General features: G+C 29.4%; 28 protein-coding genes and 1 riboswitch. Of the genes, 2 read left to right on the top strand and 26 right to left on the bottom strand.

What is annotated here, in order from left to right:
* Positions 1-5: 5 nt before the first annotated feature.
* The 5 genes from coaD to KQI41_RS08755 all read right to left on the bottom strand — a co-directional run bounded on the left by coaD (position 6) and on the right by KQI41_RS08755 (position 5,229).
* Complete coding sequence (gene coaD / locus KQI41_RS08775; RefSeq protein WP_154438232.1) at positions 6-488, bottom strand: pantetheine-phosphate adenylyltransferase; 483 nt, start codon at positions 486-488, stop codon at positions 6-8.
* Positions 489-499: 11 nt separating this feature from the next.
* On the bottom strand, positions 500-1,057 hold the full coding sequence (gene rsmD, locus KQI41_RS08770) for a 16S rRNA (guanine(966)-N(2))-methyltransferase RsmD (RefSeq protein WP_154438234.1): 558 nt from the start codon (positions 1,055-1,057) through the stop codon (positions 500-502).
* A 66-nt stretch (positions 1,058-1,123) separates the two neighbouring features.
* Positions 1,124-3,184 carry an ATP-dependent DNA helicase RecG gene (recG, locus tag KQI41_RS08765; RefSeq protein ID WP_244971097.1) on the bottom strand — a complete coding sequence of 687 codons (2,061 nt, stop codon included), beginning with the start codon at positions 3,182-3,184 and terminating at the stop codon, positions 1,124-1,126.
* Positions 3,185-3,234: 50 nt separating this feature from the next.
* Positions 3,235-4,854, bottom strand: a complete 1,620-nt coding sequence (locus tag KQI41_RS08760; RefSeq protein WP_154438236.1) for a DAK2 domain-containing protein — start codon at positions 4,852-4,854, stop codon at positions 3,235-3,237.
* 18 nt (positions 4,855-4,872) lie between these two features.
* Positions 4,873-5,229, bottom strand: a complete 357-nt coding sequence (locus KQI41_RS08755; protein WP_154438238.1) for an Asp23/Gls24 family envelope stress response protein — start codon at positions 5,227-5,229, stop codon at positions 4,873-4,875.
* A gap of 206 nt (positions 5,230-5,435) precedes the next feature.
* Between KQI41_RS08755 and rpmB the strand changes: the two genes are divergently transcribed.
* Positions 5,436-5,627, top strand: a complete 192-nt coding sequence (gene rpmB, locus KQI41_RS08750; protein ID WP_094900042.1) for a 50S ribosomal protein L28 — start codon at positions 5,436-5,438, stop codon at positions 5,625-5,627.
* A gap of 46 nt (positions 5,628-5,673) precedes the next feature.
* Here rpmB and KQI41_RS08745 read toward each other — a convergent pair whose 3' ends face one another.
* The 18 genes from KQI41_RS08745 to KQI41_RS08660 form a co-directional block, all read right to left on the bottom strand.
* Positions 5,674-5,844 (bottom strand): hypothetical protein, encoded by a 171-nt coding sequence (locus tag KQI41_RS08745; protein ID WP_154438240.1) that lies wholly within the window; start codon positions 5,842-5,844, stop codon positions 5,674-5,676.
* A gap of 82 nt (positions 5,845-5,926) precedes the next feature.
* Positions 5,927-6,562: a thiamine diphosphokinase gene (locus KQI41_RS08740; RefSeq protein WP_154438242.1), complete on the bottom strand. Its 636-nt coding sequence runs from the start codon at positions 6,560-6,562 to the stop codon at positions 5,927-5,929.
* Between the two features lie 16 nt (positions 6,563-6,578).
* A complete protein-coding gene (gene thiT, locus KQI41_RS08735; protein ID WP_154438244.1) occupies positions 6,579-7,127 on the bottom strand; it encodes an energy-coupled thiamine transporter ThiT in 549 nt (182 codons plus the stop codon).
* 56 nt (positions 7,128-7,183) lie between these two features.
* Positions 7,184-7,283: riboswitch (TPP riboswitch) on the bottom strand.
* 43 nt (positions 7,284-7,326) lie between these two features.
* Positions 7,327-7,974: a ribulose-phosphate 3-epimerase gene (gene rpe / locus KQI41_RS08730; RefSeq protein WP_154438245.1), complete on the bottom strand. Its 648-nt coding sequence runs from the start codon at positions 7,972-7,974 to the stop codon at positions 7,327-7,329.
* A gap of 1 nt (position 7,975) precedes the next feature.
* Positions 7,976-8,851 (bottom strand): ribosome small subunit-dependent GTPase A, encoded by an 876-nt coding sequence (rsgA, locus tag KQI41_RS08725; protein ID WP_216585144.1) that lies wholly within the window; start codon positions 8,849-8,851, stop codon positions 7,976-7,978.
* A gap of 9 nt (positions 8,852-8,860) precedes the next feature.
* A complete protein-coding gene (gene pknB, locus KQI41_RS08720) occupies positions 8,861-10,822 on the bottom strand; it encodes a Stk1 family PASTA domain-containing Ser/Thr kinase (RefSeq protein ID WP_154438249.1) in 1,962 nt (653 codons plus the stop codon).
* A gap of 13 nt (positions 10,823-10,835) precedes the next feature.
* Complete coding sequence (locus tag KQI41_RS08715) at positions 10,836-11,567, bottom strand: Stp1/IreP family PP2C-type Ser/Thr phosphatase (RefSeq protein WP_154438250.1); 732 nt, start codon at positions 11,565-11,567, stop codon at positions 10,836-10,838.
* A 12-nt stretch (positions 11,568-11,579) separates the two neighbouring features.
* A complete protein-coding gene (gene rlmN / locus KQI41_RS08710) occupies positions 11,580-12,632 on the bottom strand; it encodes a dual-specificity RNA methyltransferase RlmN (protein ID WP_154438252.1) in 1,053 nt (350 codons plus the stop codon).
* A 56-nt stretch (positions 12,633-12,688) separates the two neighbouring features.
* Entirely contained in the window at positions 12,689-14,035 is a 1,347-nt protein-coding gene (gene rsmB, locus KQI41_RS08705) for a 16S rRNA (cytosine(967)-C(5))-methyltransferase RsmB (protein ID WP_154438254.1), read from the bottom strand.
* Positions 14,036-14,093: 58 nt separating this feature from the next.
* The gene (locus KQI41_RS08700; protein WP_154438256.1) at positions 14,094-14,792 is read right to left on the bottom strand and encodes a zinc metallopeptidase; all 699 of its coding nucleotides are present in this window, start codon (positions 14,790-14,792) and stop codon (positions 14,094-14,096) included.
* 19 nt (positions 14,793-14,811) lie between these two features.
* Positions 14,812-15,741 carry a methionyl-tRNA formyltransferase gene (gene fmt / locus KQI41_RS08695; RefSeq protein ID WP_154438258.1) on the bottom strand — a complete coding sequence of 310 codons (930 nt, stop codon included), beginning with the start codon at positions 15,739-15,741 and terminating at the stop codon, positions 14,812-14,814.
* Between the two features lie 2 nt (positions 15,742-15,743).
* Positions 15,744-16,226: a peptide deformylase gene (gene def, locus KQI41_RS08690; RefSeq protein WP_154438260.1), complete on the bottom strand. Its 483-nt coding sequence runs from the start codon at positions 16,224-16,226 to the stop codon at positions 15,744-15,746.
* Between the two features lie 11 nt (positions 16,227-16,237).
* On the bottom strand, positions 16,238-18,718 hold the full coding sequence (priA, locus tag KQI41_RS08685) for a primosomal protein N' (RefSeq protein ID WP_244971096.1): 2,481 nt from the start codon (positions 18,716-18,718) through the stop codon (positions 16,238-16,240).
* A 39-nt stretch (positions 18,719-18,757) separates the two neighbouring features.
* Positions 18,758-19,963 (bottom strand): bifunctional phosphopantothenoylcysteine decarboxylase/phosphopantothenate--cysteine ligase CoaBC, encoded by a 1,206-nt coding sequence (gene coaBC, locus KQI41_RS08680; RefSeq protein ID WP_154438264.1) that lies wholly within the window; start codon positions 19,961-19,963, stop codon positions 18,758-18,760.
* Positions 19,964-19,973: 10 nt separating this feature from the next.
* Positions 19,974-20,183, bottom strand: a complete 210-nt coding sequence (gene rpoZ, locus KQI41_RS08675; RefSeq protein ID WP_154438266.1) for a DNA-directed RNA polymerase subunit omega — start codon at positions 20,181-20,183, stop codon at positions 19,974-19,976.
* Position 20,184: 1 nt separating this feature from the next.
* On the bottom strand, positions 20,185-20,799 hold the full coding sequence (gmk, locus tag KQI41_RS08670; RefSeq protein WP_154438268.1) for a guanylate kinase: 615 nt from the start codon (positions 20,797-20,799) through the stop codon (positions 20,185-20,187).
* 20 nt (positions 20,800-20,819) lie between these two features.
* Entirely contained in the window at positions 20,820-21,077 is a 258-nt protein-coding gene (gene remA, locus KQI41_RS08665) for an extracellular matrix/biofilm regulator RemA (protein ID WP_154438270.1), read from the bottom strand.
* A gap of 15 nt (positions 21,078-21,092) precedes the next feature.
* Positions 21,093-21,974 (bottom strand): YicC/YloC family endoribonuclease, encoded by an 882-nt coding sequence (locus KQI41_RS08660; protein WP_154438272.1) that lies wholly within the window; start codon positions 21,972-21,974, stop codon positions 21,093-21,095.
* A gap of 178 nt (positions 21,975-22,152) precedes the next feature.
* Here KQI41_RS08660 and KQI41_RS08655 point away from each other — a divergent pair, with 178 nt between their 5' ends.
* A complete protein-coding gene (locus KQI41_RS08655; RefSeq protein ID WP_154438274.1) occupies positions 22,153-23,928 on the top strand; it encodes an Rqc2 family fibronectin-binding protein in 1,776 nt (591 codons plus the stop codon).
* Positions 23,929-23,940: 12 nt separating this feature from the next.
* Here KQI41_RS08655 and pyrR read toward each other — a convergent pair whose 3' ends face one another.
* From pyrR to lspA, 3 genes are read right to left on the bottom strand one after another with little or no spacing between them, the layout of a single operon-like run.
* Positions 23,941-24,474, bottom strand: coding sequence for a bifunctional pyr operon transcriptional regulator/uracil phosphoribosyltransferase PyrR (gene pyrR / locus KQI41_RS08650; RefSeq protein ID WP_154438276.1), 534 nt, complete (start codon positions 24,472-24,474; stop codon positions 23,941-23,943).
* Positions 24,475-24,481: 7 nt separating this feature from the next.
* Positions 24,482-25,399, bottom strand: coding sequence for an RluA family pseudouridine synthase (locus tag KQI41_RS08645; RefSeq protein WP_154438278.1), 918 nt, complete (start codon positions 25,397-25,399; stop codon positions 24,482-24,484).
* Between the two features lie 9 nt (positions 25,400-25,408).
* The gene (gene lspA / locus KQI41_RS08640; RefSeq protein ID WP_154438280.1) at positions 25,409-25,864 is read right to left on the bottom strand and encodes a signal peptidase II; all 456 of its coding nucleotides are present in this window, start codon (positions 25,862-25,864) and stop codon (positions 25,409-25,411) included.
* Positions 25,865-25,928 lie beyond the last annotated feature (64 nt).

The raw sequence follows: 25,928 nt of genomic DNA, 5'->3' as shown, positions 1-25,928 counted from the left end.
ATGTATTATAATCCTCCTTCAAATTTATTTTTCAAGGCTAATTCTACTACTTCAGGAACAAAACATGAAATTTTACCGCCAAACATGGCTACTTCCTTTACAATACTTGAGCTTAAATAGGCATATTGACTACTAGAAACCATAAACATTGTTTCAACATCATCATTGACTTTTTTATTTACTAAGGCCATTTGCATTTCATATTCAAAATCTGAAACAGCTCTCAGACCTCTAATCATAGTAGTGCAGTTCATTTCTACAGCATAGTCTGTGAGAAGTCCTGAAAATGAATCTATTGTAACATTGTGAAATCCCTTTGTAACCTCTTTTAGTAAATCAATTCTTTCCTCCAATGAAAATGTATTCTTTTTCGATGGATTATTTAATACAGCTACTATTAGGTTGTCTACTTTTTTTGCAGCTCTCTCTATAATATCTAAGTGACCATAAGTAACTGGATCAAAGCTACCTGGGTATATAGCATTCATATATTTCCTCCTTATTGTCTTTTTCTATAAAATGATAAGGATTTACTTCCATATCTTCTTAAATCTGTTTTCTCAAAGCTATATAATATTTCTTCTAATTCTAATTCTTTCTCATGTTCAATTATTATTAGACCATTTTCTGCCAGTATATTAGCTTCATTAACTTTTTCTAAAATATTTTGAATAAATCCTTCTTTAAAAAAAGGTGGGTCTAGATAGATATAATTAAATTCAAGTTTTTTATCCCTAAAATTTCTTATGGATACTATAATATCTGACTTTATCACAAAGCTTCGATCTGTAAATTTAGTATGAGCTAAATTTTCTTTAATAATATTTATACTATCCATAGAATTATCTACAAAGTAACATAACTTGGCTCCTCTGCTTAGAAACTCTATTCCCATGGAACCAGAACCTCCAAATCCATCTAGTATAATGCTATCCTCATCTATATGTCCTAATATATTAAACAATGATTCTTTGGTTTTATCTTCTGTTGGTCTAACATTCATTCCCTTAGGAGATTTTAGTCTATGTCCTTTTCTTAGTCCTGATATTACTCTCAAATAATTTCCTCCTTAAAACCAATGTCATTAATATTTTATCATATATTTTCTATTTTAAAACATAAATTAATTAAATGTTAAATTTTCACCTGAATTTGAAAAGAGATTTTGTATTGTTTTCTTTAATTCTCTATATTTTTCTGCATTTAATCTACTATCTTGATTAATAATATTTATTGCTTCTTTTTGTGCAGCTTTTAAAATATCCATATCTTTAAACAAATTTGCAACTTTTAATTCTGGTAATCCATGTTGTTTAGTTCCAAAAAATTCTCCAGGACCTCGTAGTTCTAAATCCTTTTCAGAGATTTTAAAACCATCATTAGAACTTTGTAGTATTCTCATTCTCTCCCTGGATATGGGGTTTTTACTTTCATTTATAAGTATACAGTAGGATTGATACTCTCCTCTGCCAACTCTTCCCCTTAATTGATGTAATTGAGCAAGACCAAATCTTTCAGCATTGTAAATAACCATAATATTTGAATTCGGTACATTGACTCCTACCTCAATAACTGTAGTGGAAACTAATATATCCAATCTATGATTTTTAAATTCTTCCATTACAGCATCTTTCTCTTTAGACTTCATTTTTCCATGTAATAATCCAACCTTAAATTCTTTAAATACATTGTCTTTAAAATTTATATACAATTCTTCCGCTGCATTTATTTCTAGTGTTTCAGATTCCTCTATTAATGGACATACTATATATGCTTGCCTTCCGTCCATAATTTGTTTTCTAATAAAATTATTAACCCTTTCAATCATCTCTTTACCCACAGCATAGGTCTCAATTTCTTTTCGTCCTGGTGGCAGCTCATCAATAATTGAAATGTCTAAGTCCCCATATAAAATAAGTGCTAAAGTTCTTGGAATTGGAGTTGCAGTCATTACTATGGTATCTGGGTTGTGACCTTTTTGAGATAAAATGGCTCTTTGTTTTACACCAAATCTATGTTGTTCATCTGTAATTACAAGTCCAAGTTTGTTGAACTCCACATTTTCCTGAATAAGAGCATGGGTTCCTATTAATATATCTATTTTTCCTTGTTTCAAATTTACCAATATCTCCTCTTTCCTTTTTGGAGATAGGCTTCCTACTAGTAATTCAATTTCTATATCATAGGATTTAAAAAAATTTTTAAAGGATTCATAATGCTGACTTGCTAATATTTCTGTAGGTGCCATCATTACAGCTTGGTAACCTGACAATATAGATTTAAATATAGCAAGAATAGCCACTATGGTCTTTCCTGAACCTACATCTCCTTGTACCAATCTATTCATTTGAACATTAGATTCCATATTCTTTTCAATCTCTTTGAATACCTTAATTTGAGCATTTGTAAGTTTAAAAGGCAGTTTTTCAATGAACTCAGTTACTTCAATGGTTTCTTTAAATTTTATTCCTTTATTATTGCCTACAGTCTTATTCTTAATAGTGAAAAGACCTATTTGTAAAGTCAGCAACTCTTGAAATGCCAATCTTTTTCTAGCGTTTTCAAGTAATGTTTTACTTCCTGGAAAATGAATATTTATAATAGCATCTTTAATTCCCATTAATTTATATTTATTTATTATTTCTAAAGGTAGAAATTCTTCAATACCATGTAAATATTCACTAATAGTATATTTAATAACCTTTATTACTTCATTATTTGTTAATCCTTCTGTTAGTGGATATATAGGTATTATTCTTCCTACTTTATCCATTTTACCAACCTTTTCAAAAACAGGATTCATTATTTGAATTTCTCGCCCAACTCTATTTATTTTTCCATTAACAATTATTTTTTCACCTATAAGAAACTTGTCTTTTAAGTAATCTTGATTAAACCAAGTTAAATATCCATCAGACATATTATTTCTCACAGGAATTTTTAAAATCGATAAATTCTTTCTAGGTCTTATTATATTTCCTTTACCTATTATCTCAACTTCCAAGGTTGCCTTTTCATTTGTCTTAAATTCTCTTAAATCTCCAACCTGAGACCTATCATCATAGTCTCTAGGAACAAAATATAACAAGTCTTCCACTGTATTTATATTTAGTTTTTTAAATCTTGAAGCTCTTTTTGGTCCTACACCCTTTATATACTGGATATTCATTGATAATAATTCCATAAATTCCTCCAAGTTTATAATATTAATAAAACCCTGCCAAAGGCAGGGGTTTATTCTACGGAAAATATATAATAATATATTGGTTGACCTCCACATATTAATTCAATATCTAAATCATCATATAAATCAGATAAGTGCTTTTCTAAATCTTCCGCCATTTCTTCACTTAAATCACTCCCATATAGGATTGTAATCAACGAAGTATCTTCATCAACCATATTTTCCAGTAGCTTAATGGAAACCTCATTTATCTCTTTCCCACTGGCTACTATATCTCCTTCAGCAATCCCTATAATATCATCCTTTTGGATTTTTGTATTATTAAATTCTGTGTCTCTAACAGAATAAGTAACTTGACCTGTTTTTATATAGGTTATTGCTTCTTTCATAGTGTCTGTATTTTCTTCCAAGGATTTTGATTCATCAAAGGCAAGTAAAGCCGCTATTCCTTGTGGTATTGTCTTAGAAGGAATTACAACAACATTTCTATCGCTAAGTTCCTTAGTTTGTTCTGCAGTTAAAATAATATTACTATTATTAGGAAGAATAAAGACATTTTCTCCTGTAGTATTTTCAATAGCCTTTAGAATGTCTTCTGTACTAGGATTCATAGTTTGACCACCAGAAACTAAAGTATCTACATTAAGTCCCTTAAATACTTCATCTATTCCTTCTCCTATTGATATAGCAACAAAAGAATATGGTTTCTTTGGCTTCGACAACTCTGACTTTAGAAGAATTTCTTCATGCTGATATCTCATGTTGTCGATTTTTATGTCATTTAATTCTCCAAGACTTAAAGCCTTTTGTAGTACTGTCCCTGGATTATTTGTATGAACATGAACTTTTATTAGACCTTCTCCTCCTACTACTAGTAAGGAGTCTCCTTGAACAGATAATTCCTCTCTAAAAGTTTCAATATCTTTATAGTTGGTATTGATTATAAATTCAGTACAATATCCATATTTAATATCATCAGTATCTATATGTTCATGATGAGTACGGTCTTGTTTCTCTATATTTTTCACTTCAGGTTTAATTTCAATATTTTCTATTCCTGCTAAGGCGTTATAGGCCCCTGTTAAGACATATATTAAACCTTTACCTCCAGCATCTACAACTCCCGCTCGTTTCAAAACTGGAAGCATTTCAGGAGTTCTAGCAAGGGCTTTTTCCCCATGTTCTATTACTTTCTTTAGAAAAATTAAAATATCCTTTTCCTGTTTGCTAATGGATATTGCATATTCTCCACACTCTCTAGCTACTGTTAAAATAGTACCCTCTGTTGGTTTCATAACAGCTTTATATGCAGTATCAGATGCTTGTTTAAATGCTTCTGCAATTGTTTTAATATCTGCAGTATCTTTTCCATTCAATCCATTTGCAAATCCACGAAAAAGTTGTGATAAAATAACACCTGAGTTACCTCTAGCTCCCATAAGTGATCCATGGGATGTGGACAATGCTATTTTGCTAACACTATCTTCATCTAAATTAATTCCTTGTTTAATAGCAGAATTTACTGTAAGCGACATATTTGTACCTGTATCTCCATCAGGAACAGGAAAAACATTTAAGGAGTTTACCTCCTCTTTATTATCTTCTAGGAACTTTGCTGCACCTGCTAATGCTTTTTTTAGCATTGCTCCATCTAGAATTTCTATCCTCAATTATAGTACCTCCTTAGACTACTTTCCAACTCTAATGCCTTGTACATGTACGTTTATTTGGTCTATTTTTAGACCTGTTAAATTTTCAATATTAAATTTAACTCTTTCTATTATGTTTTCAGCAACTACAGAAATTCTTACTCCGTACTCTAATATAACATGCAAATCAATTGTCAATTTTTCATCTTTTGTATAGACCTTAATGCCTTTAGCTAAATAATCTGATTTTAACAGTTCAAACAATCCATCTGTCGCATTCTTAGAAGCCATACCTACTATACCATAACTTTCCATTGCTGATATTCCTGCAAGAGTAGCTATGACATTATCATCTATACTAATTACTCCATATTCGGTATTAGTTTTGGCTGACATAAATAATCGCCTCCTTATTTTAAATATGCCATATTTTATATTTTACCCCAAATTTTAAAATAGTTCAACTAAATCATATGATTATAATAATATAATAATACATTTTAGTTGCATTTTTACCGATTATTGTGTTAGAATATAATGTGTTATTATTGAAGTATAAAAATACTTATAAGTATTTTCATATAGTTAAGGAGGTGTTTGGAATGGCGAAAGTTTGTGAAGTATGTGGAAAGGGAAAAGTATTTGGTAACAAAGTTACTTTCTCAAATAAAAAGAGTTCAAGAAGTTGGTCACCTAACATTAGATCTGTAAGAGCTGTTGTTAATGGTGGAACAAAAAAAGTTAATGTTTGTACTAGATGTTTAAGATCTGGATATGTTGAAAGAGCATTATAATTATGTAAAAAATAAAACAAGGCTTCCATTATTATAAAGGAAAGCCTTATTTTATTTTTAGAATCAATCCTCCCATAACAAGCAGCCCTATTCCTATGAATATTAGTAGAACCTCTATGGGTATAAATTTTATAATAATCAATAGTCCTAAAACCGCCAAAGTTATGCCTACTATTTTTTTCATTCTTCTAATATATTTATAACAAAACCATTTCATAAGAACACCCCTAAGTACTTTGATATATTCTATTCATGTACTTAATAAATAGTTACAAAAACTTCAAGGATACATCCTATGTTTAATCTTTTGATATAAATATTAGCGCTTTTCCCTTATGGATTTTAACTATCCCAATATCTTCAACGATTTTATTGCTAATCCCAAGGGTGGAACCAAAAGGAATAAGTTTATTATCCAAGTTATAGAAAAATCCTTTTAAAGATACGATTATTCCAGTATTTGATATAGGTATAACAGAAGTATAATGGCCTTCTAAGTGTTCTATTTCCAGATAGTTATCTGTTAAATAAATTATATTGTTATCATCTACTATATTTGCCTTAATTCCTCTATTATATAAGGTATCAAGTAACAATATACTTGCCATTGTATGGTCTTGTCTCGTTCCTGTTACTCCCATAAGTACGATTTCATCACATCCTCTATCTATTAAATACTCCATAGCTAATTCTGTATCTGTTGAATCCTTAATAGATGAATACTTTTCAATGGGAATGTTTTTATTTACTATATATTCTAAAGTTAACTTACTTATTGAGTCCAAGTCTCCTAAAATCACATTTGGCAGCTTATTTATTTTCATCAGATGTTCCATGCCTCCATCTGCACATATAATATAATCCACTTCATTTATTATTTCTTTTAACCTATTATAATTAGTAATGGTTCCACTTGAAACTATTAATCCCTTCATACTGCACTTCCTTTTGTTATTTTGCTTTTATTGCTTTTTCTAAAGGTTTCCATATAATCGCAATTACTATATAAGAAATAATTAACTCAGGTAAAAGATAGTAAGCGTTATACTGTATTGAATAAATCCAAGGGTTTAAGTCACCTGCATATTCAGCAAAGAATATTACACCTGATAAAACATGGGATAACATTCTACCCAATATTCCCATAAGGACACCTAGAAAAACCCATATATACCCTTTAAATGATTCCTTCTCATTTATATAATATGCAATTCCTGCTAATCCTAATAACCCAAAAGCTAAAGGATAGTCTAAAATAAATTGTAAAGGATGATAAAAATAAGGTTTTAGTATAAATTGTAATATTCCATAAACACCACCTACGGTTACTCCTGGTAATATACCCCAACGAATTGCAAATAACATTATTGGAATCATACTCCCAGCAGTTACTGAACCACCCATCGGTGCTTCATATACCTTAATATAACTTAGTATGGTTGCTAATGCAATCATCATACCACCTTCTGTCAACATCTTTACACTCCATCTTTTTTGCATTAAAATTCCTCCTTTAAATAAATAGACCCATTGCCAACAATAGGTAATGGGTATTTAAAGGCTAATACACACTTCCCTACGCTGGCATTATCCAGGTCAGGTCATAAGGGTCGGGATAAATCCGCTCTCAGCCTTTTGGCTCCCCTAGTGCTAAAATTTTTCTATTCAATTGATTACATTATATCATAGAATATAATTTTTACAACTCTTTAAATTCTTTAGTTCGCTTTTCTACGTCTTCAGCTCCAAATATGTCAGAACCAGCTACTAATAAGTCAGCTCCACAATCTAGGATTTCCCTGGCATTGCCAAGCTTTACTCCCCCGTCAACTTGAATTATAATATCTAGACCTTTATTATCAATAATTTGTCTTAGTTTTCTTATTTTATCTTTCATTGCTTCAATAAAAGATTGACCACCAAATCCAGGATTTACAGTCATAATAAGTACTAAGTCTATATCATCTAAAATATACTCTATATTCTCTAATGGAGTAGCAGGATTCAACGAAACACCTGCCATAACACCATAAGATTTTATCTCCTGTATAGTTCTATGAAGATGAATAGTTGCCTCTTCATGCACTGTAATTAAATCTGCTCCTGCATCTACAAAGTCTTTAATATATCTTTCAGGTCTATCTATCATTAAATGTACATCAAAGGGAAGTTTAGTTACCTTTCTCAAGCTTTTTATAACTGGAGGTCCAAAGGTAATATTGGGAACATAGATTCCATCCATTACATCTAGGTGAAGATAGTCTGCACCACCATTTTCTACTTTTTCTATATCTTCTTTTAAATTAGCAAAATCTGCTGAAAGTAACGAAGGTGCGATTTTAGCCATTTTAGTACCTCCTTATATTTTTTATCTCTTCTAAAAAAAGCAAATAATTTTCATATCTATCTTTTGAAATATTTCCTTTTTCTACTTGATTTTTTACTTCACAATCTGGCTCATTTCCATGTAGGCAACTAATAAATCTACACTTTTGTCCATATTCTCTTATTTCTCTAAAATATTCCCTAAGTTCAGATTCTTCTTCAATAAAATCCACATTTAAAGAGCTAAATCCAGGTGAATCTAAAACAAAGGTATTATCATCTAACTCTAATAGCTCCACATGTCTAGTAGTATGTTTACCTCTTTTAGTTTTAGCACTTACATCTCCAGTTTCTAGTTTGAAATTTTTGTTTACTTCATTTAAAAGTGAAGATTTGCCTGCTCCTGAAGGACCTGCAAAAACTGAAATATTGTTATTTAGTGTATCTTTTAATTCTTCTATACCAATATGATTTATTGCGCTTGTCATAATCACTTTATATCCAGCTGTCTCATATATGTTTTTAAGCCTGGATCCCTTATCTAAATCTAAATCAGATTTATTTAGACATATGGTGACTTCCAGATTTTCATATTCTGCCATTAAAAGAAATCTGTCTAAAAGCCATGTATTAATATCTGGTTTTTTTATACTCATAACTATAATGGCTTGAGTAATATTTGCTACTGGAGGTCTTAGTAGTTGCGAATTCCTTGGATAGATTTCTTCTATATATCCTGTCTTATCTTCATCACTTATTCTAATCCTTACTTTATCTCCAATTAAAGGAGTTAGATTTTCTTCTCTGAATACTCCTCTCGCTCTACATTCAATTATATTATCTTCTGTTTTTACATAGTAAAAACCACCGACACCTTTTACTATTATTCCCTTTAGCATAAACTCCTCCTATTCATTTTTAGGAATGGTATCTTGATACATATCATCATAGTATACTTCAAACTGAGAACCTTTTTTCCCTTGAAGGGTTAGAGTAACTATACCTTCATCTGCTTTATATGTTTTTTCATGAACAATTTTACTAATTCCTTCTTGAATTCTTATGATTTTTATCCTAGTTTCCTCTCTATCTTGATGGAGAGTCAAGGTAAATGTTATTGGACTTTCTTTATTTCCTGATTCATTGTTATCATCATTATCACCATTATCATTATCTGTATCACCAATTGGACCACTGCTTACATATAAATCTACAGCTGTTTTAGTCTCTAAAGTCGTTCCTTGATTGTAACTTTGCCAAATAACTATTCCCTTTTCTAAATTATCATTTGGCTCTTCTCTTACTTCTCCTACTACAAGACCTAGCTTGACTATATCTTTCTTTACTTCTTCAATGTTTTTTCCTGTGTATTTTGGCATAATTACAGATTTGACTTCTTCACCTTGACTTATTATTAAGGTAATTCTAGTACCTGTTTCTACACTTTCTCCACTATTTGGTTCTTGTCTAATTACTGTATTTTCAGGCACTGTATCTGAATTCTCATATTGTAAATCTACTTTCAGTCCCTCATCATTTAACATTGATTCTGCTTCTGCTAAAGGTTTATTTACTACATTAGGAACCTTCACTAAATTATCTCCTTCACTTATGGTTACTTCTATAGGATAATCTTTTTTTACCTTTGAATCTGGATCTTCATTTTGAGAGATTACTTCTCCAGCTTTAAATTCACTGTTTTTAACTCTTGCAACTACTTTAAACTGTAATCCTAAGTCTTCAACTTCTTTTTTAGCAACTTCTTCTTGTTTACCTCGTAAATCTGGAACAGTAATTAAATCCCCTGCAACAAAGAAATTCTTTAATCTGAAGTAACCAAAAAATATAGATGTAGCCAATAAAAATGCCAACAATATACCTAAGAATACCATTTTACCACCACTGTCTTTTTTCTTAGGTTTTTTTACTTGTTTTATATCTTTGGTTTTTTTCATAGTATCAACATCCTCTACATTAATTGCTGGAATTATTTTAGTATGAGAATCATAATTATTTGTATCTTCCATGCTAAAATCTCCAATATTATCTTCTACTCTTTTAATATCTTTTATTAACTCTGTAATATTACTATACCTATCGGCTTGTCTTTTTTGAACACATTTTAAGATTATATTTTCAAAGGTTACTGGTATACTGCTATTTAATTCTCTAGGCGGCTTAATGTCCTCTTGAACGTGCTTTAAAGCAACTGTAATTGGACTTTCTCCTTGATATGGAAGTTGACCTGTAACCATTTCATACATAACTATTCCAAGAGAGTATATATCTGACTTTTCATCTGTATATCCGCCTCTTGCCTGTTCTGGAGAAAAGTAATGAACCGAACCCAATACATTAGATGTAGTTGTTACTGTAGAATTTGTCACCGCTCTTGCTATACCAAAGTCTGTAACTTTAACCCTATTATCTTCTGTAATCATAATATTATGAGGTTTTATATCTCTATGGACTATCCCATTTTTATGAGCATTTTCTAAAGCTCCTGCAATCTGATATGAATATTCTAATGTATTTTCAATGGATAGTTTGTTTTTCTCTTTTATAATTTCCTTCAATGTCTTACCTTTTATATATTCCATGACTATATAATAAATTTGATTATTTCCGTCATTCTCTACTCCTACATCATAGATATTTACTATATTAGGATGAGAGAGACTAGCAGCCGCCTGAGACTCTCTTCTAAACTTTCTTACAAATTCATCATCATTTACAAATTCATCTTTTAAAACTTTTATGGCTACAAATCTATCTAGAAGCTGACATTTTGCCTTATATACTAAGGCCATTCCTCCGCCTCCAATTTGCTCCAATATTTCATATCTACCACTTAAAATCTTGCCTATCATCTTTTCACCTCATCTAATTAAATTTAATAGCTAACACAGTGATATTGTCAAGACCACCTCTGTTATTAGCCATAGTTGCTAAAGTATCACAGGCTTTTTGAATATCTTTCTCTTCTATAAAAACATCTTTTATTTCAAATTCTTTTAACATATTGAAAAGTCCATCACTGCATAATATTAAAATATCGTCTTTAGTATATTCTTTAATTATTAAATCCATCTCTATAATACTGCTAGTCCCAACAGCTCTAGTTATCATATTTCTCTTAGGATGTGTCTTTGCTTCTTCTTTTGTTATACTTCCAGTTTTTAAAAGTTCATTTACAAAAGAATGGTCTTCTGTTATTTGTAGCATCTCTCTGTCTCTTATTAAATAAGCTCTGCTGTCACCAACATGACCTATACATATCTTTTCATTAAATATATATGATAAAGTTATGGTTGTCCCCATTCCTTTATATTTTTCATTTTCCAAAGATTTAAGATATATCTTCGTATTTGCCTCTTCTATAAGTTTTTTTATTAATTTAATTACCATATTTTCATCTTTTAATTCGTCTTTAGACTCTAAAAATCTTTTTTCAATAATATTCATTGCCATACCACTTGCAACTTCTCCAGCGTTATGTCCACCCATGCCATCTGCTACCATGTATAAAGGAAATGATAAATCTCCTGAAACATAATAAGCATCTTGATTGTTTTCTCTTACTCTTCCCACATCGGAAATAGCTCCAATGACCATAATACCACCCCATTAAACTCTTTTATTGTTAATATCCTCAGTAACAGCACGTCTCAACTGCCCACAAGAGGCACTAATATCTCCACCCATTTCCCTTCTAATAGTTACATTAATATTAGCTTTATTTAACTCTTTCTTAACTCTCTCTATATTATCTCTATTTGATCTATCCTTTCTAAACTCTTTAATTGGGTTTAAAGGAATCAGATTAATATGACATTTTAATCCTTTTAAAATTCTTTTTAACTCACTTATATCTTCATCTCTATCGTTTATATTTTGAATCAATGTATATTCAAAAGTAATTCTTCTATTAGTAGTTTCTGAATAATCCCTGCAAGCTTTTATCAATTCCTCCATGGAATACTTCTTAGCTATAGGCATAATCTTTTTTCTATCTTCATCAAAAGGAGAATGTAATGATATAGATAAAGTAATTGGTATGTCCTCCTTAGCAAGATCATATATTTTAGGAACCACTCCACAAGTTGATAGAGTAATATTTCTAAGACTGATATTATGCCCTTTCTCACTATGAATAATATTTAAAAACTTCATGACACTCTCATAATTATCCAAAGGCTCTCCACTGCCCATTAATACAATATTTGAAATATTTTTTCCCAAGTCTTCTTCCATCATGTAAATTTGATTTATCATTTCGGCTGGTGTTAAATTTCTTATTAACCCTTCCTTAGTAGATGCACAAAATGCACATCCCATTTTGCAGCCTACTTGAGTTGATATACAAGCTGTTAATCCATGGTTATATTCCATAGCAACTGACTCTATTATATTCATATCTTCTAATAAAAATAAATATTTTTTAGTATTATCAATCTGAGAAGTAAATTTTTTATATATTTCTAACTCATTGACTTTTACATTGGTCTCAAGATAATTCCTAAGTTTTTCTGGTAAAAGATTTAAATCTTCAATTTTTATTTTTTTATTTCTATGAAAATATGAAAATATCTGTTCTCCTCTAAATGCTCTTTCTCCTATACTAACCATATAGTTCTTTAGTTCATCTAAAGTCAAACTATTAATTTCAATTTTATCCAAGCAATCACCTCAATCTTATCCTAATATAATATTATACATAATTCCTTAATATATATCTATCTTTCTTTTGTCAATTTTGCTATATAAAATCCATCTGTATTATGAATATGAGAGAACAACTGTATATATCCATCTTTTAAAGTTTCAATATTTTCTTTATTATGAAGTCTGTTTTCAATACTAACTAATCTAAAATTTTTATTTTCCTCCAAAAATCTATTTATTATATTGCTGTTCTCATCTTTCTCTATAGTACAAGTGCTATAGATTAAAATCCCACCTACTTTAAGGTATTCCTTTGCATTGCTTAAAATCTTATATTGAATATTTACTAACTCTTTTATATCTTCTTCTTTTCTATTTCTTTTAATTTCTGGTTTCCTTCTAATTAGTCCTAGTCCAGAACATGGAGCATCTACCAATACATAATCTCCTACATTTATTAAGGATTCTTCCATTTTAGTTCCATCAGATATGGCAGTTTGAATAATATTAATTCCTAGTCTTTCTGCATTTTCTTCAACAAGTCTTAATTTATGTTGGTATATGTCCATACTTAAAATTTTTCCTTTATTATTCATAATTTGCCCTAAATGTGTGGATTTTCCTCCTGGAGCACTACAAATATCTATAATAGTACTTCCTTGATTTGGATTCATAATTTGTCCAACTAAGGTACTGCTTTCATCTTGAATAAAGAAATGACCTTGTTTAAACTCTAAAACTTCAGTTATTTTAGTTGGATTTTCAACAATCAAAGAATCAAAAGCATATATGGAATCTCTAACTTTAAATCCATAATTATTTAAACTATTCTTTAGTTTCTCTTTATTGGTTTTCAATGTATTCACTCTTATATTTAATTCTGGTGATTCATTATTTTTCTTACATAAATCTTCAGTGAAATCTTCTCCAAATTCTTTTATCCATCTTTCTACCATCCATTTTGGATGGGAATATTTAATTGAAATGTAATCAGCTTTATTTTTCTTTTCAATTTTTATAAATTCCTCTTTGTTTCTTATTATGTTTCTTAAAATCCCATTTACAAAGCTAATAGTACCTTTATGACCATGTTTTTTGGCTAGATTGACTGATTCATTAACTGCTGCACTTTCTGGTATTCTATCCATGAATATAAGTTGGTATATTCCCATTTTAAGTATAATAAGAATCTTTGGATGAATTTTCTTTAATTTAATCTTAGATGCTTTTGAAATAATATATTCTATATATATATCATTTTCCAACACCCCATATACAATTTCTCTAACTAAGTTTTCTTCCATATGTATTAGATTTTCTTCATCTAAATATTTTTTTATAGATATATTTGAAAATGCCTCATTTATTAAAATATCATATAGTATATTCAATGACACTTCTCTAGCTGATAACCCCATATTAACACCTCTTGTTTATATTATTATTCAAAAAAATGGGGGAAAGTCCCCCATAATATTAATCTCTTCTTCTATTTGTCATTGCCAACAATCTAAGAAGCTCCCCAATAGCTACTAAAGTAGCAGCTACATAAGTCAATGCTGCAGCTCTTAACACTTCTTTTGCTGGTTTAATCTTATCTCTTGCCATTATTCCATTTTCCAGTTGAATTAAGGCCCTACTGCTGGCATTAAATTCTACTGGTAAAGTTATTATTTGAAAAAGCACTACAGATAAAAATAATGCAATACCAAGTTCAATGAAAAACGGAGAAATAGCAAACCCAATAATAATAAATAACCATACTAATCTTGAACTGAAATTAGCTATTGGAGCTATATTGTTCCTAAGAATAAGAGGGAAGTATCCTTCTGCATGTTGTATAGCATGACCTACCTCATGGGCAGCCACACTCATAGATGCAATACTATTTCCACTATAAATGCCACTTGATAAACGTACAACTTTTGCCCTAGGATCATAGTGGTCTGTCAATTTTCCACTTATTTGTTCTACTCTTACATCATAAAGCCCATTTCTATCTAAAATCATTCTTGCTATTTGAGAGCCAGTATATGCTGTGTCACTAGATACCCTTGAATATTTGTTAAATGCGGAATTAATTTTTAATTGAGCATAGGAAGCAAACAACATAGCAGGAAGAACAAATATCATCCATGAACTATAGTATCCACCACCATAAATATTTCCATACATTTTTATTCTCCTCTCAACTCTAATTTAAAATAATATTTTCCTCTATGGAATTACCCCTTAAATATTCTTCTACTTTAAGTTTTTTCTTTCCTGGAAACTGTATTTCTTCCAATATAATAGTTTTATCTTTAGAGTTTACATATATACCTTGTTTATCTACTTTTATTATTTGTCCATTATTTCCTTCTTTAAATTTTTCTATTAATGTAGCTTTGTGTATTTTAACAATATCATCTTTATATTGTATATAAGCTGATGGCCATGGCTTTAAACCTCTAATTAAGTTTATTATATTTTCACCACTATCATTCCAGTTAATTTTTCCTAAGTTTTTATCTAACATAGCTGCATAAGTTGAAATATTATGGTCTTGGGGTATCTTATTTGCCACTCCATTTTTAATATCATCTAATGCTTTTACTATTAATTCTCCTCCTAGTATAGATAACTTGTCATGTACAGTGATGGCATCATCATCTAAGCTTATTGGAATAGAGTCCCACATTATCATATCTCCTGAATCTAATCCTTTTGCCATTTCCATAATAGTAACTCCTGTTTCTTTCTCACCATTTATTATAGACCAATTTATGGGAGCCGCACCCCTATATTTAGGCAATAAAGATGCGTGTACATTATAACAACCATATTTAGGAATTTGAAGTATATCTTTTTTTAATATTTGACCATAGGCAACTACAACAATAAAATCTGGGTTTATGTTTTTAATTTTATTAACTGATTCTATATCATTAATTGAATCAGGCTGAAAAACTTCTATTCCTAATTCCAATGCTTTTTCCTTAACGGGAGTATATTGAACTTTTTTTCCTCTTCCTTTAGGTCTATCTTTTTGAGTTATAACCAACTCCACAGAATGTCCATTTTTATATAATGATTCTAATGAAGGTATGGCAAAATCTGGAGTTCCCATAAAAATTATCTTCATAATTACACCTCGTTATTTATATCTTCTTCATCTTCTAATTCCACTTCTTCGATCATCTTATCTGTATATAAAATTCCGTCAAGATGATCAATTTCATGACAAATTGCTCTTGCTAAAAGATTTTTTCCTTCCAAAGTTTTTTCTTCTCCATCTATATCTATATATTTTATTTTTACCCACTCTGGCCTACATACTGTACCTGATTTCCCCGGAACTGATAAACATCCTTCTATATCTATGACTTCACCTTCTACATCTAATATCTCAGGATTTATTAGCTTAATAGGTCCTTCACCTATATCTATTACTACAGCACGTCTAAGGATACCTACCTGTGGTGCAGCAAGTCCTACTCCATCTGCTTCATTCATTGTATCTACCATATCATCTAATAAGATTTTTATTCTATCAGTTATCTCTGTTATTTCCTTTGATTTTTTCCTTAAGATTGGATCATCTGATAGTCTTATTTCTCGTAATGCCATTTATATTCCTCCTATAGTATTGAATTTGGGTCAATATCGATGCTAATTTTCACATCATCTATTTTTAATTTATATTGATTTTCTATACACACCCTTTTTAATAAAGATTTTAAAATATTTAAGTTTTCTTCCTTAGATTTAATCAGTATTTGCCATCTATAATTATTTTTTATTTTTTCTAATGGTGCAGGATATGGTCCAATAATATATTTATCTATATTGTCTTTTTCAATCCAATTTATATCCTTAATAATTAAATTATATACTTCATTTGCTGCAGTTGCAACTTTGTTATTATTCTCTCCATATATTAGTAAACTAATAAGACTTAGAAAAGGAGGATATAAAAATTCTTTCCTTAAACTTATTTCAGTAGTATAAAATCTTTTATAATCATGGGCTTTTGAAAAGTTTATACTATAATGCTCTGGATCATAAGTTTGAAGTATGACTTTTCCACTTTCTTCTCCTCTTCCTGCTCTTCCTGCTACTTGAGTCACCAGTTGAAATGTCTTTTCTGGGGCTCTAAAGTCTGGTAAATTTAAAGTAACATCTGCTGCTATTATACCTACTAAAGTTACATTTTTAAAATCTAAACCTTTTGAAATCATTTGAGTTCCTATTAAAATATCTATATTTCCATCTTTCATGTTTCCTAAGATTTTCTCATGACTTCCTTTTTTACTTGTAGTATCCATATCCATTCTTTCTATTCTTGCTTGTGGAAAAAATTCTCTGGTAATTTCTTCTACTTTTTCAGTTCCTATTCCAAAATATCTAATATACTCACTTTTACATACAGGACAAATATTAGGTGGATTAATAGATAAACCACAATAATGACATCTTAGTTTGTGAATATTTCTATGATATGTCATTGATATATCACAATTATTGCATTTAACCACATATCCGCAATTTCTACAGGATATAAAGGTGGAAAATCCTCTTCTATTTAAAAAAAGAATAGTCTGTTTTCCTTTTTTTAAGTTTTCATCTATAGCGTTATGTAGTTCTGTACTAAATATAGATTTGTTTCCTTTATTTAACTCATCTCTCATATCTACTACAACTACTTCTGGTAGTTTATAATTGTTTACCCTTTCATTTAATTCTAAAAGAGTGAACCTACCATTTAAACTTTCATAATAAGTTTCTAAGGAAGGAGTTGCTGATCCTAGAACTAAAATACCATTTTCTAATTCAACTCTTTTTTCTGCAACTTCAATAGTATTATACTTAGGACTTTGGGAAGATTTATAAGTTGCTTCATGCTCTTCATCAATAATTATAATTCCTAGATTTTTAAAAGGAGCAAATACTGCGGACCTAGCACCTACAACTATTTTTACCTTGCCTTCCCTTATTTTTCTCCATTCATCAAATCTCTCTCCATAGGATAATCTGCTATGTAATACTGCTACTAAATCACCAAATCTACCTACAAATCTATCAATGGTTTGAGGTGTAAGAGAAATTTCCGGCACAAGAATAATTGAATCTTTACCTGATTTTAGCATTTCTTCCACTAGCTGCAAATAAATTTCTGTTTTGCCACTTCCAGTTACTCCGTGAAGTAAAAATTTATTTCTTTCTGATTGCTTTTCAATAGAATTCATGATTTTATTAAATATATTTTTTTGAGACAATGATAAATCATGTTTTTTATAGTATTTAATATCTTTTTTTATAGGTTCTCTATTTATTTCTTTATCATATATTTTAACCAAACCTTTTTTTTCAACTTCTCTTACTGTAGATAAAGTGGTATTCAGCTTTTTTGAAAGTTCTTTAAATGAAATATCTTGTGTGTCAAAAATATATTCCATTATTTCTCTTTGTTTAGTAGCTCTTGTCCCAATATTATTATATATATCCAATAGAGAAAGATTCGTATCCAATATTTGAATCCATTTTTCCGTTCTTTTTTCTACAGTTGTTTTCACATCTATTGTAGTTTCTATAATACCTTTAAATTCTAAATCATTTAATATTTTATTAATATTGTTTATTCTCAAATCTTTTTTACAATACTCTAAAAGAGTCTTTTCCTTATTTCCTAAATAAGAGATAATTTTAGCTTCTTCTTCATTTACATTATCATGATTCTTTTTATCTACTAATTCAATAAAGGTATTTATTTCTTTAAAATCTCCCGGAGGTAAAACTGGTTGAAAGGCATCTAAATAAGATGATAAATAGTATTCCTTCATCCAAATACTTAAATCAATTAATTTCTTTGATATTAAAGGTTTATCATCTAAAACATCTACTACTTTCTTTAATCCATTTTTATAAGGGGTATTGCCTATAATTTTAATTACTATACCCTTTATTAGCTTGTTTCCCCTTCCAAAAGGGATCACAACTCTCATACCTTCTTTTACAATATCTTTCAATTCTTCATCAATAATATATGTATATGGTCTGTCTACTTGTGATGACCTATTATTTACTATTATTTGTGCGTATTTTATATTCAAACTTATCATTCCTTTTATAGATGAAAATCAAAAGCTAGATTATATTATCTAGCTTTTATATTCTAATATAGATTTTACCTTATCTAATATAAGTTTTGCAACTTGTCTTTTATCCATTATAGGGTAATCTGTTTTTATACCTTCCTTATCTATTATAGATACAATATTAGTATCTACATTAAATCCTGCACCTTCTTTTGTCACATCATTAGCAACTATAAAATCCAAGTTCTTTTTCTTTATTTTTTCTACTGCATGTTCATATATATTATTGGTTTCAGCTGCAAATCCAACTATAATTTGATCTTCCTTTTTATTGCCAAAGTGAGCTACTATATCTGGATTTTTTATATATTTTATAATCAACTCATTATCATTGTCTTTTTTCTTTATTTTTTCTTCACTGACTGTCTCTGGCCTATAATCTGCTGGTGCAGCAGCTTTAATCAACACATTACAGGTATCAAAACGAGCATCAATAGCATTTAACATATCTTCAGTGGTTTTTATATTAATAAGATTTACTCCTTTAGGTGGTACAAGAGATGTAGGACCACTGACTAGTATTACTTCAGCACCTCTTTCAACAGCCTCTTTTGCTATATTATATCCCATTTTACCACTGGAATGATTAGTCATATATCTAACTGGGTCTAAAGGTTCTATAGTAGGACCAGCAGTTATTACTATTTTCTTTCCTACTAAATCCTTTTCTATAAAACTATTCAATACATACTCTATAATATCAGATGGTTCTGGCATTTTTCCTTCTCCATAATCTCCGCAAGCAAGTAATCCTGTTCCTGGACTAATAAACTCATATCCTAAGTTTTTTAATTTATCTATATTAGACTTTACTATGGGGTTACGATACATAAAGGTATTCATTGCAGGGGCAAATATTACCTTAGCTGTTGATGCCATCACAACTGTAGTCAATAAATTGTCTGCTATTCCATTGGCTATTTTACCTATGGTATTTGCAGTAGCAGGAGCAATTAAAATAATATCTGCTTTTTGTGCCAAGGATATATGTTCTACATCATAACTTGTAATTTCATTAAACATCTTTCTATGAACCACATTTTTTGACATAGTTTGAAAAGTTAGAGGTGTAACAAATTCTTCTGCTCCTTCTGTCATGATTACATCTACATTGGCATTAAGCTTTTTTAATCTACTAACAACTTCACAAGCTTTATATACTGCAATTCCACCTGTAACACCTAAAACAATATTTTTACCTTTAAGCATAATATGCCTCCTATTTTATACTACTAATGGCTGGTCTGGTATAGGTTATCTTTCCTTCTATAACTTCACCTAGGGCTATACTAACAGGTTTTTTAGATGTTCCTTCAATTAATGGTTCAGCACCATCAATAATTTGTCTTGCTCTTTTAGCAGTTAGTATAACTAAAGTATATCTACTATCTCCTCTTTCTGCCAATTCATTAAAAGATGGGTTTAACATTTTATTTACCTCCCTTTGAAATAACTTTTTCTTTAATATCTGAATGTCTCTTTACCCTTAATCTTTCAGCTCTTATTATTGATTCTATGTCAGATACTGCATCTTCTATTTTTTCATTTACTACAAAGTAATCATATTCTCCTACGAAATCTAATTCTTTAAAGGCATTTTCAAATCTTCTGTTTATATCTTCTGTAGTTTCTGTCCCTCTTTTAACTATTCTATTTTTTAATTCTTCCATAGTCGGAGGTAATAAAAATACAAAAACTGCTTCAGAATAATTTTTCTTGATTTGTAATGCACCTTGCACATCGATTTCCAATAAAACTATTTCACCTTTTTTTACTTCATCCATAACAAACTCTTTAGGTGTTCCATAATAATTGGTATGAACATAAGCATATTCTAAAAATTCATCCTTAGATATTTTTTCTTTAAATTCTTCATCTTCTATAAAGAAATAGTTTATCCCATTTGCCTCTCCAGTTCTAGGTTTTCTTGTAGTTGCTGAAATAGAATATATAATGTCATTGTTTCTTTCTAAAAGTGATTTACATACTGTTCCTTTTCCAGTTCCAGCAGGACCTGAAATAATTAATAAAAAACCTTTTGCCATTTCTTCACCATCTCTCCATATTAATCTATATTTTCTCCTTTATCGTGGAATCTATTTGCCACGGTTTCTGGTTGAACTGGAGTCAGTATTACATGTTGACTATCTGTAATTATAACTGCTCTAGTTCTCCTACCATAAGTAGCATCTATTAGTAATCCTTTCTCCCTTGCTTCTTGAATAAGTCTTTTAATAGGTGCTGATTCTGAACTTACTACAGAAATTATTCTATTGGCTGAAACAATATTTCCAAAACCAATGTTAATTAGTTTTATTGACATAATTTTCCTCCTTAACTATTCAACATTTTGGACTTGTTCTCTTATTTTCTCCAACTCTGCCTTTGCTTCTACTACTCTTTGAGAAATTAATACATCATTTGCCTTTGAACCAATTGTATTTATTTCTCTATTCATTTCTTGAATTAAGAAATCTAACTTTTTACCTATGGAACTACTTTCATTTAATATAGAAACAAATTGTTTTATATGAGATTTAAGTCTAACAATTTCTTCATTGATATTACATTTATCTGCAAACATAACTACCTCTGAAGTAATCCTATCCTCATCTATACTTATATCTTTATCTAATAATTCTCTAATTCTCTCTCTTAATTTATCTTTATATTCTAATACTACTAATGGAGACCTTTCTTCAATATCTAATACTAGATTTTGAATGGCAAGAAGTTTTAATGATATATCTTCCTTTAGTTCTTCTCCTTCTGCGGACTTCATGCTCATAATATCATTAAGTGCTATATTTAAAGCTTCTTTTAAGGAAAACCATATCGTATCTTCATCTAGTTCTTTTCTCTCAGTTTTAATTATATCGGATAATCCCAGCAAGTTATATAATCTAACATTTTCAGTTAAATTTAATTCTGTTGATAATTCCTCTAAAGCAGATTTATAAGTTCTTGCCAAAGGAACATCTACTTTGATTTCTATTGCAGATTCATTTATATACTCTAAGTTAATATATACATCTATTTTTCCCCTATGAATTTCTGACTTTATGATTTTCTTTATTTTTTCTTCAAGATAGGAAATATGTCTTGGCATTTTTATTATAATATCATTATATCTATGATTAACAGCTTTTATTTCTACTTTTAGGTTATACAGCTCATTATTAAATTCTCCCCTACCAAAACCAGTCATACTCTTAACCATAATTGACACCTCTCTTTCATTTTGTCCTTTCTACTTGAAAAATATTATATAGCTTATATTAATGTAAATCTACTATATGTTACAAATTATTAATATTTTATTTAAATTTCCTTTTAGTTTATTATTTTCAAATATAGTGGTATACTTTTAATAGTTATATTTTATTGGAGGAATTTATATGTCATTTGATGGTATAGTAACAAAATCAGTTGTCGAAGAGTTGAAAGAAAAATTAATTGGTGGCAGAGTAGATAAAATTTATCAACAAGAAAATGATGAAATCTTAATTCATCTTCATAGTAAGGGCACTAACTATAAATTAATCCTATCTGCCAGCAGCAATAATCCAAGAGCATATCTAACTAATCATTCTAAAACTAATCCTTCTTCTCCACCAGTTTTTTGTATGCTTCTTAGAAAACATCTTATTGGAGGAATTATCTTAAATGTTGAGCAGTTTAGTTTTGATAGAGTTATTTTTATAGATATATCTGCCATAGATGAATTAGGTCAGCCTACTGAAAAAAGGCTGATAGTTGAAATAATGGGAAAGCACAGTAATATTATATTAATAGATAAATCTTCATCTAAAATAATAGATTCTGTTAAAAGAGTCTATGAAGATATGAGTAGAGTAAGGCAAATCCTTCCTGGTATAATCTACGAATATCCCCCAGTTCAAAATAAAGTTAACCCATTGATTGGTACACAGGAAACATTTTTTAATCTCATGGAGTCATCGGATAAAAATTTACCATGTTTTAAATTTCTGTATCTAAACTATTTAGGACTAAGTCCTTTAATTAGTAGAGAAATTTGTTTTGATGCTGTATTGGACATAGATAGAACTGTTGGCAGCTTATACGAAGAAGATAAAAATGCTTTATATAATTCATTTAACAAATTAGTTATGAAAATAAAAAACAATGAATTTACTCCTATTTCGATTTTATCTAACAATGGTACAGAAATTATTGCCTTTCATGCTTTGGAACTAAATCAATTTGGAAAGGAAAACAGAGTCTATACAGATTCTGTGTCTAAACTATTAGATAACTTTTATCATAGAAAAGATATTCTAGATAGAATAGGGCAAAAATCACAATCCATAAGAAAATCTATACAAGTAAAATTAGATAGGGCTTTAAACAAACTTGGAAAACAAAAAGAAGAATTACTGGAAAGTCAAGATAGAGAAAAATATAAAGTATATGGAGACTTAATATCTGCAAATCTTCATAATATTCCTAGGGGAGTAAATAATGTGGAATTGGATAACTTTTATGATGAGAATATGAATAAATTAAATATTCCTATAGATATTAAACTATCTCCAGTAGCCAATGCTCAAAAATACTATAAAAAATATTCAAAACTTAAAAATGCTCATTTATTATTAGAAGAACAAATACCTGAAACTGAGAATGAAATAAGATATTTAGAAAATGTTCTTATGAGTATTGAAAATTCAACAGAAGTTCAAGAACTAGATGAAATCAAAGAAGAATTAATTAGTGAAGGCTATATTAAAGGGTCATTAAAGAAGAAAAAGAAAAAAGATGAACTCCTATCTAAGCCACTTCATTATATTTCTCAAGATGGTTTTAATATTTATGTTGGAAAAAATAATAAGCAAAATGATTATCTTACTTTACGTTTATCTAATAGGGATGATATATGGCTTCATGTACAAAAAATGCCAGGTAGTCATGTCATCATAGAGAAAAGTGGACAGGATATTCCAGAAACAACACTTGAAGAAGCTGGAATACTAGCTGCATATTTTAGTAAAGGAAAGAATTCTAATCATGTTCCAGTGGATTATACTGAAAGAAAAAATGTAAAAAAGCCTAAAAACGCTAAGGCTGGAATGGTAATTTATGAAAACTTTAAAACTTTAATTATCAATCCTTCTAAAAACTTGGTAGACAACATAAAAAAGGTAGAAAGTTAAACTTTCTACCTTTTATTTCTCAATTATAAATACTTTATCTACTTGATCTATTTCTTTAAAATTTACTTTTACATTTTCAGACCTTGATGTGGGAAGATTTTTACCTACATAGTCTGGTCTAATAGGAAGTTCTCTATGACCTCTATCTATTAATACGGCTAATTGCACTCTAGAAGGTCTTCCTTTTTCTACTAAGGCATTTAAAGCGGCTCTAACTGTTCTACCAGTATATATAACATCATCTACTAAAATAACAGTCTTATCATTAATATCTTGGTTAAATTTTTCATTTATAATGGGGTGTTCTCTAACTTCAGTTAAATCATCTCTATATAATGTTATATCAAGGGAAAATACTGGAACAGCTTCCCCTTCGATTTCTTCAATTTTTTTTGATAATCTTTCTGCGAAAGGACATCCTCTAGTTTTAATTCCTACTAAGATAATATCTTTTATTCCTTTATTTCTTTCAATTATTTCGTTAGCTATTCTTGTTGTTGCCCTTTGTATAGCCTTTTCATCTAAGATTATTGCTTTAATATCCATTTAATCCCTACTTCCTTTTATTATCTAAACCATTTAAAATTTCCTTAAAATATTCTGGTAAATCTGTTTGAAATTCTATATATTCTTCTGTACTAGGATGAATCAACCCTAATTTATAGGCATGTAACATTTGCCTTTGTAATCCAAATTCATTTTTCCCCTTAGAATATACTGGATCACCAACAACTGGATGGTTGATATAAGCCATATGTACTCTTATTTGATGGGTTCTTCCTGTTTCTAAGTTTACTTCTAAAAGTGTATAGTTATTATACCTATCCAAAACTTTATAATGAGTTATAGCTTCTTTACTATTCTTTTGTGTAACAGTCATTTTCTTTCTATCATTTGTATGTCTTCCTATGGGAGCGTTTATAGTACCTTCATCATTTAACCATGTACCATGAACTAAAGTAATATACGTTCTTTTTACATTTCTTTTTTTCAGTTCTTCTGACAAGATCCTATGTGCCTTATCATTTTTAGCTATAATCAATATTCCAGACGTATCTTTATCTAGTCTATGTACTATACCAGGTCTAATAATGCCATTTATGGAAGACAGATTGCCAATGTGATATAACAATGCGTTTACTAAAGTTCCTGTGTAATTTCCCGGTGCAGGATGAACTACCATATCCTGTGGTTTATTGACAATAACAATATCTTCATCTTCATAAACTATATCTATAGGTATATCTTCTGCAATTATCTCCAACTTTTTAGGTTTAGGAAGGTTTACTTTTATATAATCTCCTTCTTTAACTAAATAACTAGATTTCATATATTTATCATTAACAGAAACTAATTTTTCTTTAATCAATTTCTGTATATAAGATCTAGAAACTTCATTTAATTCTTCAGCAAGATAGGAATCAAGTCTCTCTTCATCTTCTTCATTAACATAGATTTCAACTGTATTCATTTTATTCTCCTATACTTCGTATTTATCCAATGAAACTAAGATTAAAATAATAATAGTTCCCATAACTATAAAAATATCTGCTATATTAAAAACAGGAAATTCATATCTATTAAATAATCTAAAACTTAAAAAATCTACAACATATCCAAATCTAACTCTATCTATAAAATTACCAATAGTACCTCCTAAAAACATTCCCAATCCTATTCTCGTAAAGAGATTGATTTTATGATAGTTTCTTACAAGAAAGACAGAAATAGAACCTATTACTATAAGTGTTATAATGACAAAAAATATCTTTTTATTTTGTAAAATTCCAAAGGCTGCGCCATAATTTTCAACATAACTTAGCCTAAAAAAATTAGGTATTATAACGTGTGAGTAGGTGTCTTTTAAGTATTTAATTGCTGCATATTTACTTATTTGGTCAAGTAAAACAATAATAATGGAAAATATAAATATCAAAACTTATCACTCCTAATCTTTTAGATATACATTCTATTTTATATTATTAGAATATTAATATCAA

It is taken from the genome of Tissierella pigra, from assembly GCF_018917845.1.
GTDB classification, from domain to species: domain Bacteria; phylum Bacillota; class Clostridia; order Tissierellales; family Tissierellaceae; genus Tissierella; species Tissierella pigra.
This window is presented reverse-complemented; position numbering and strand designations above follow the sequence as displayed.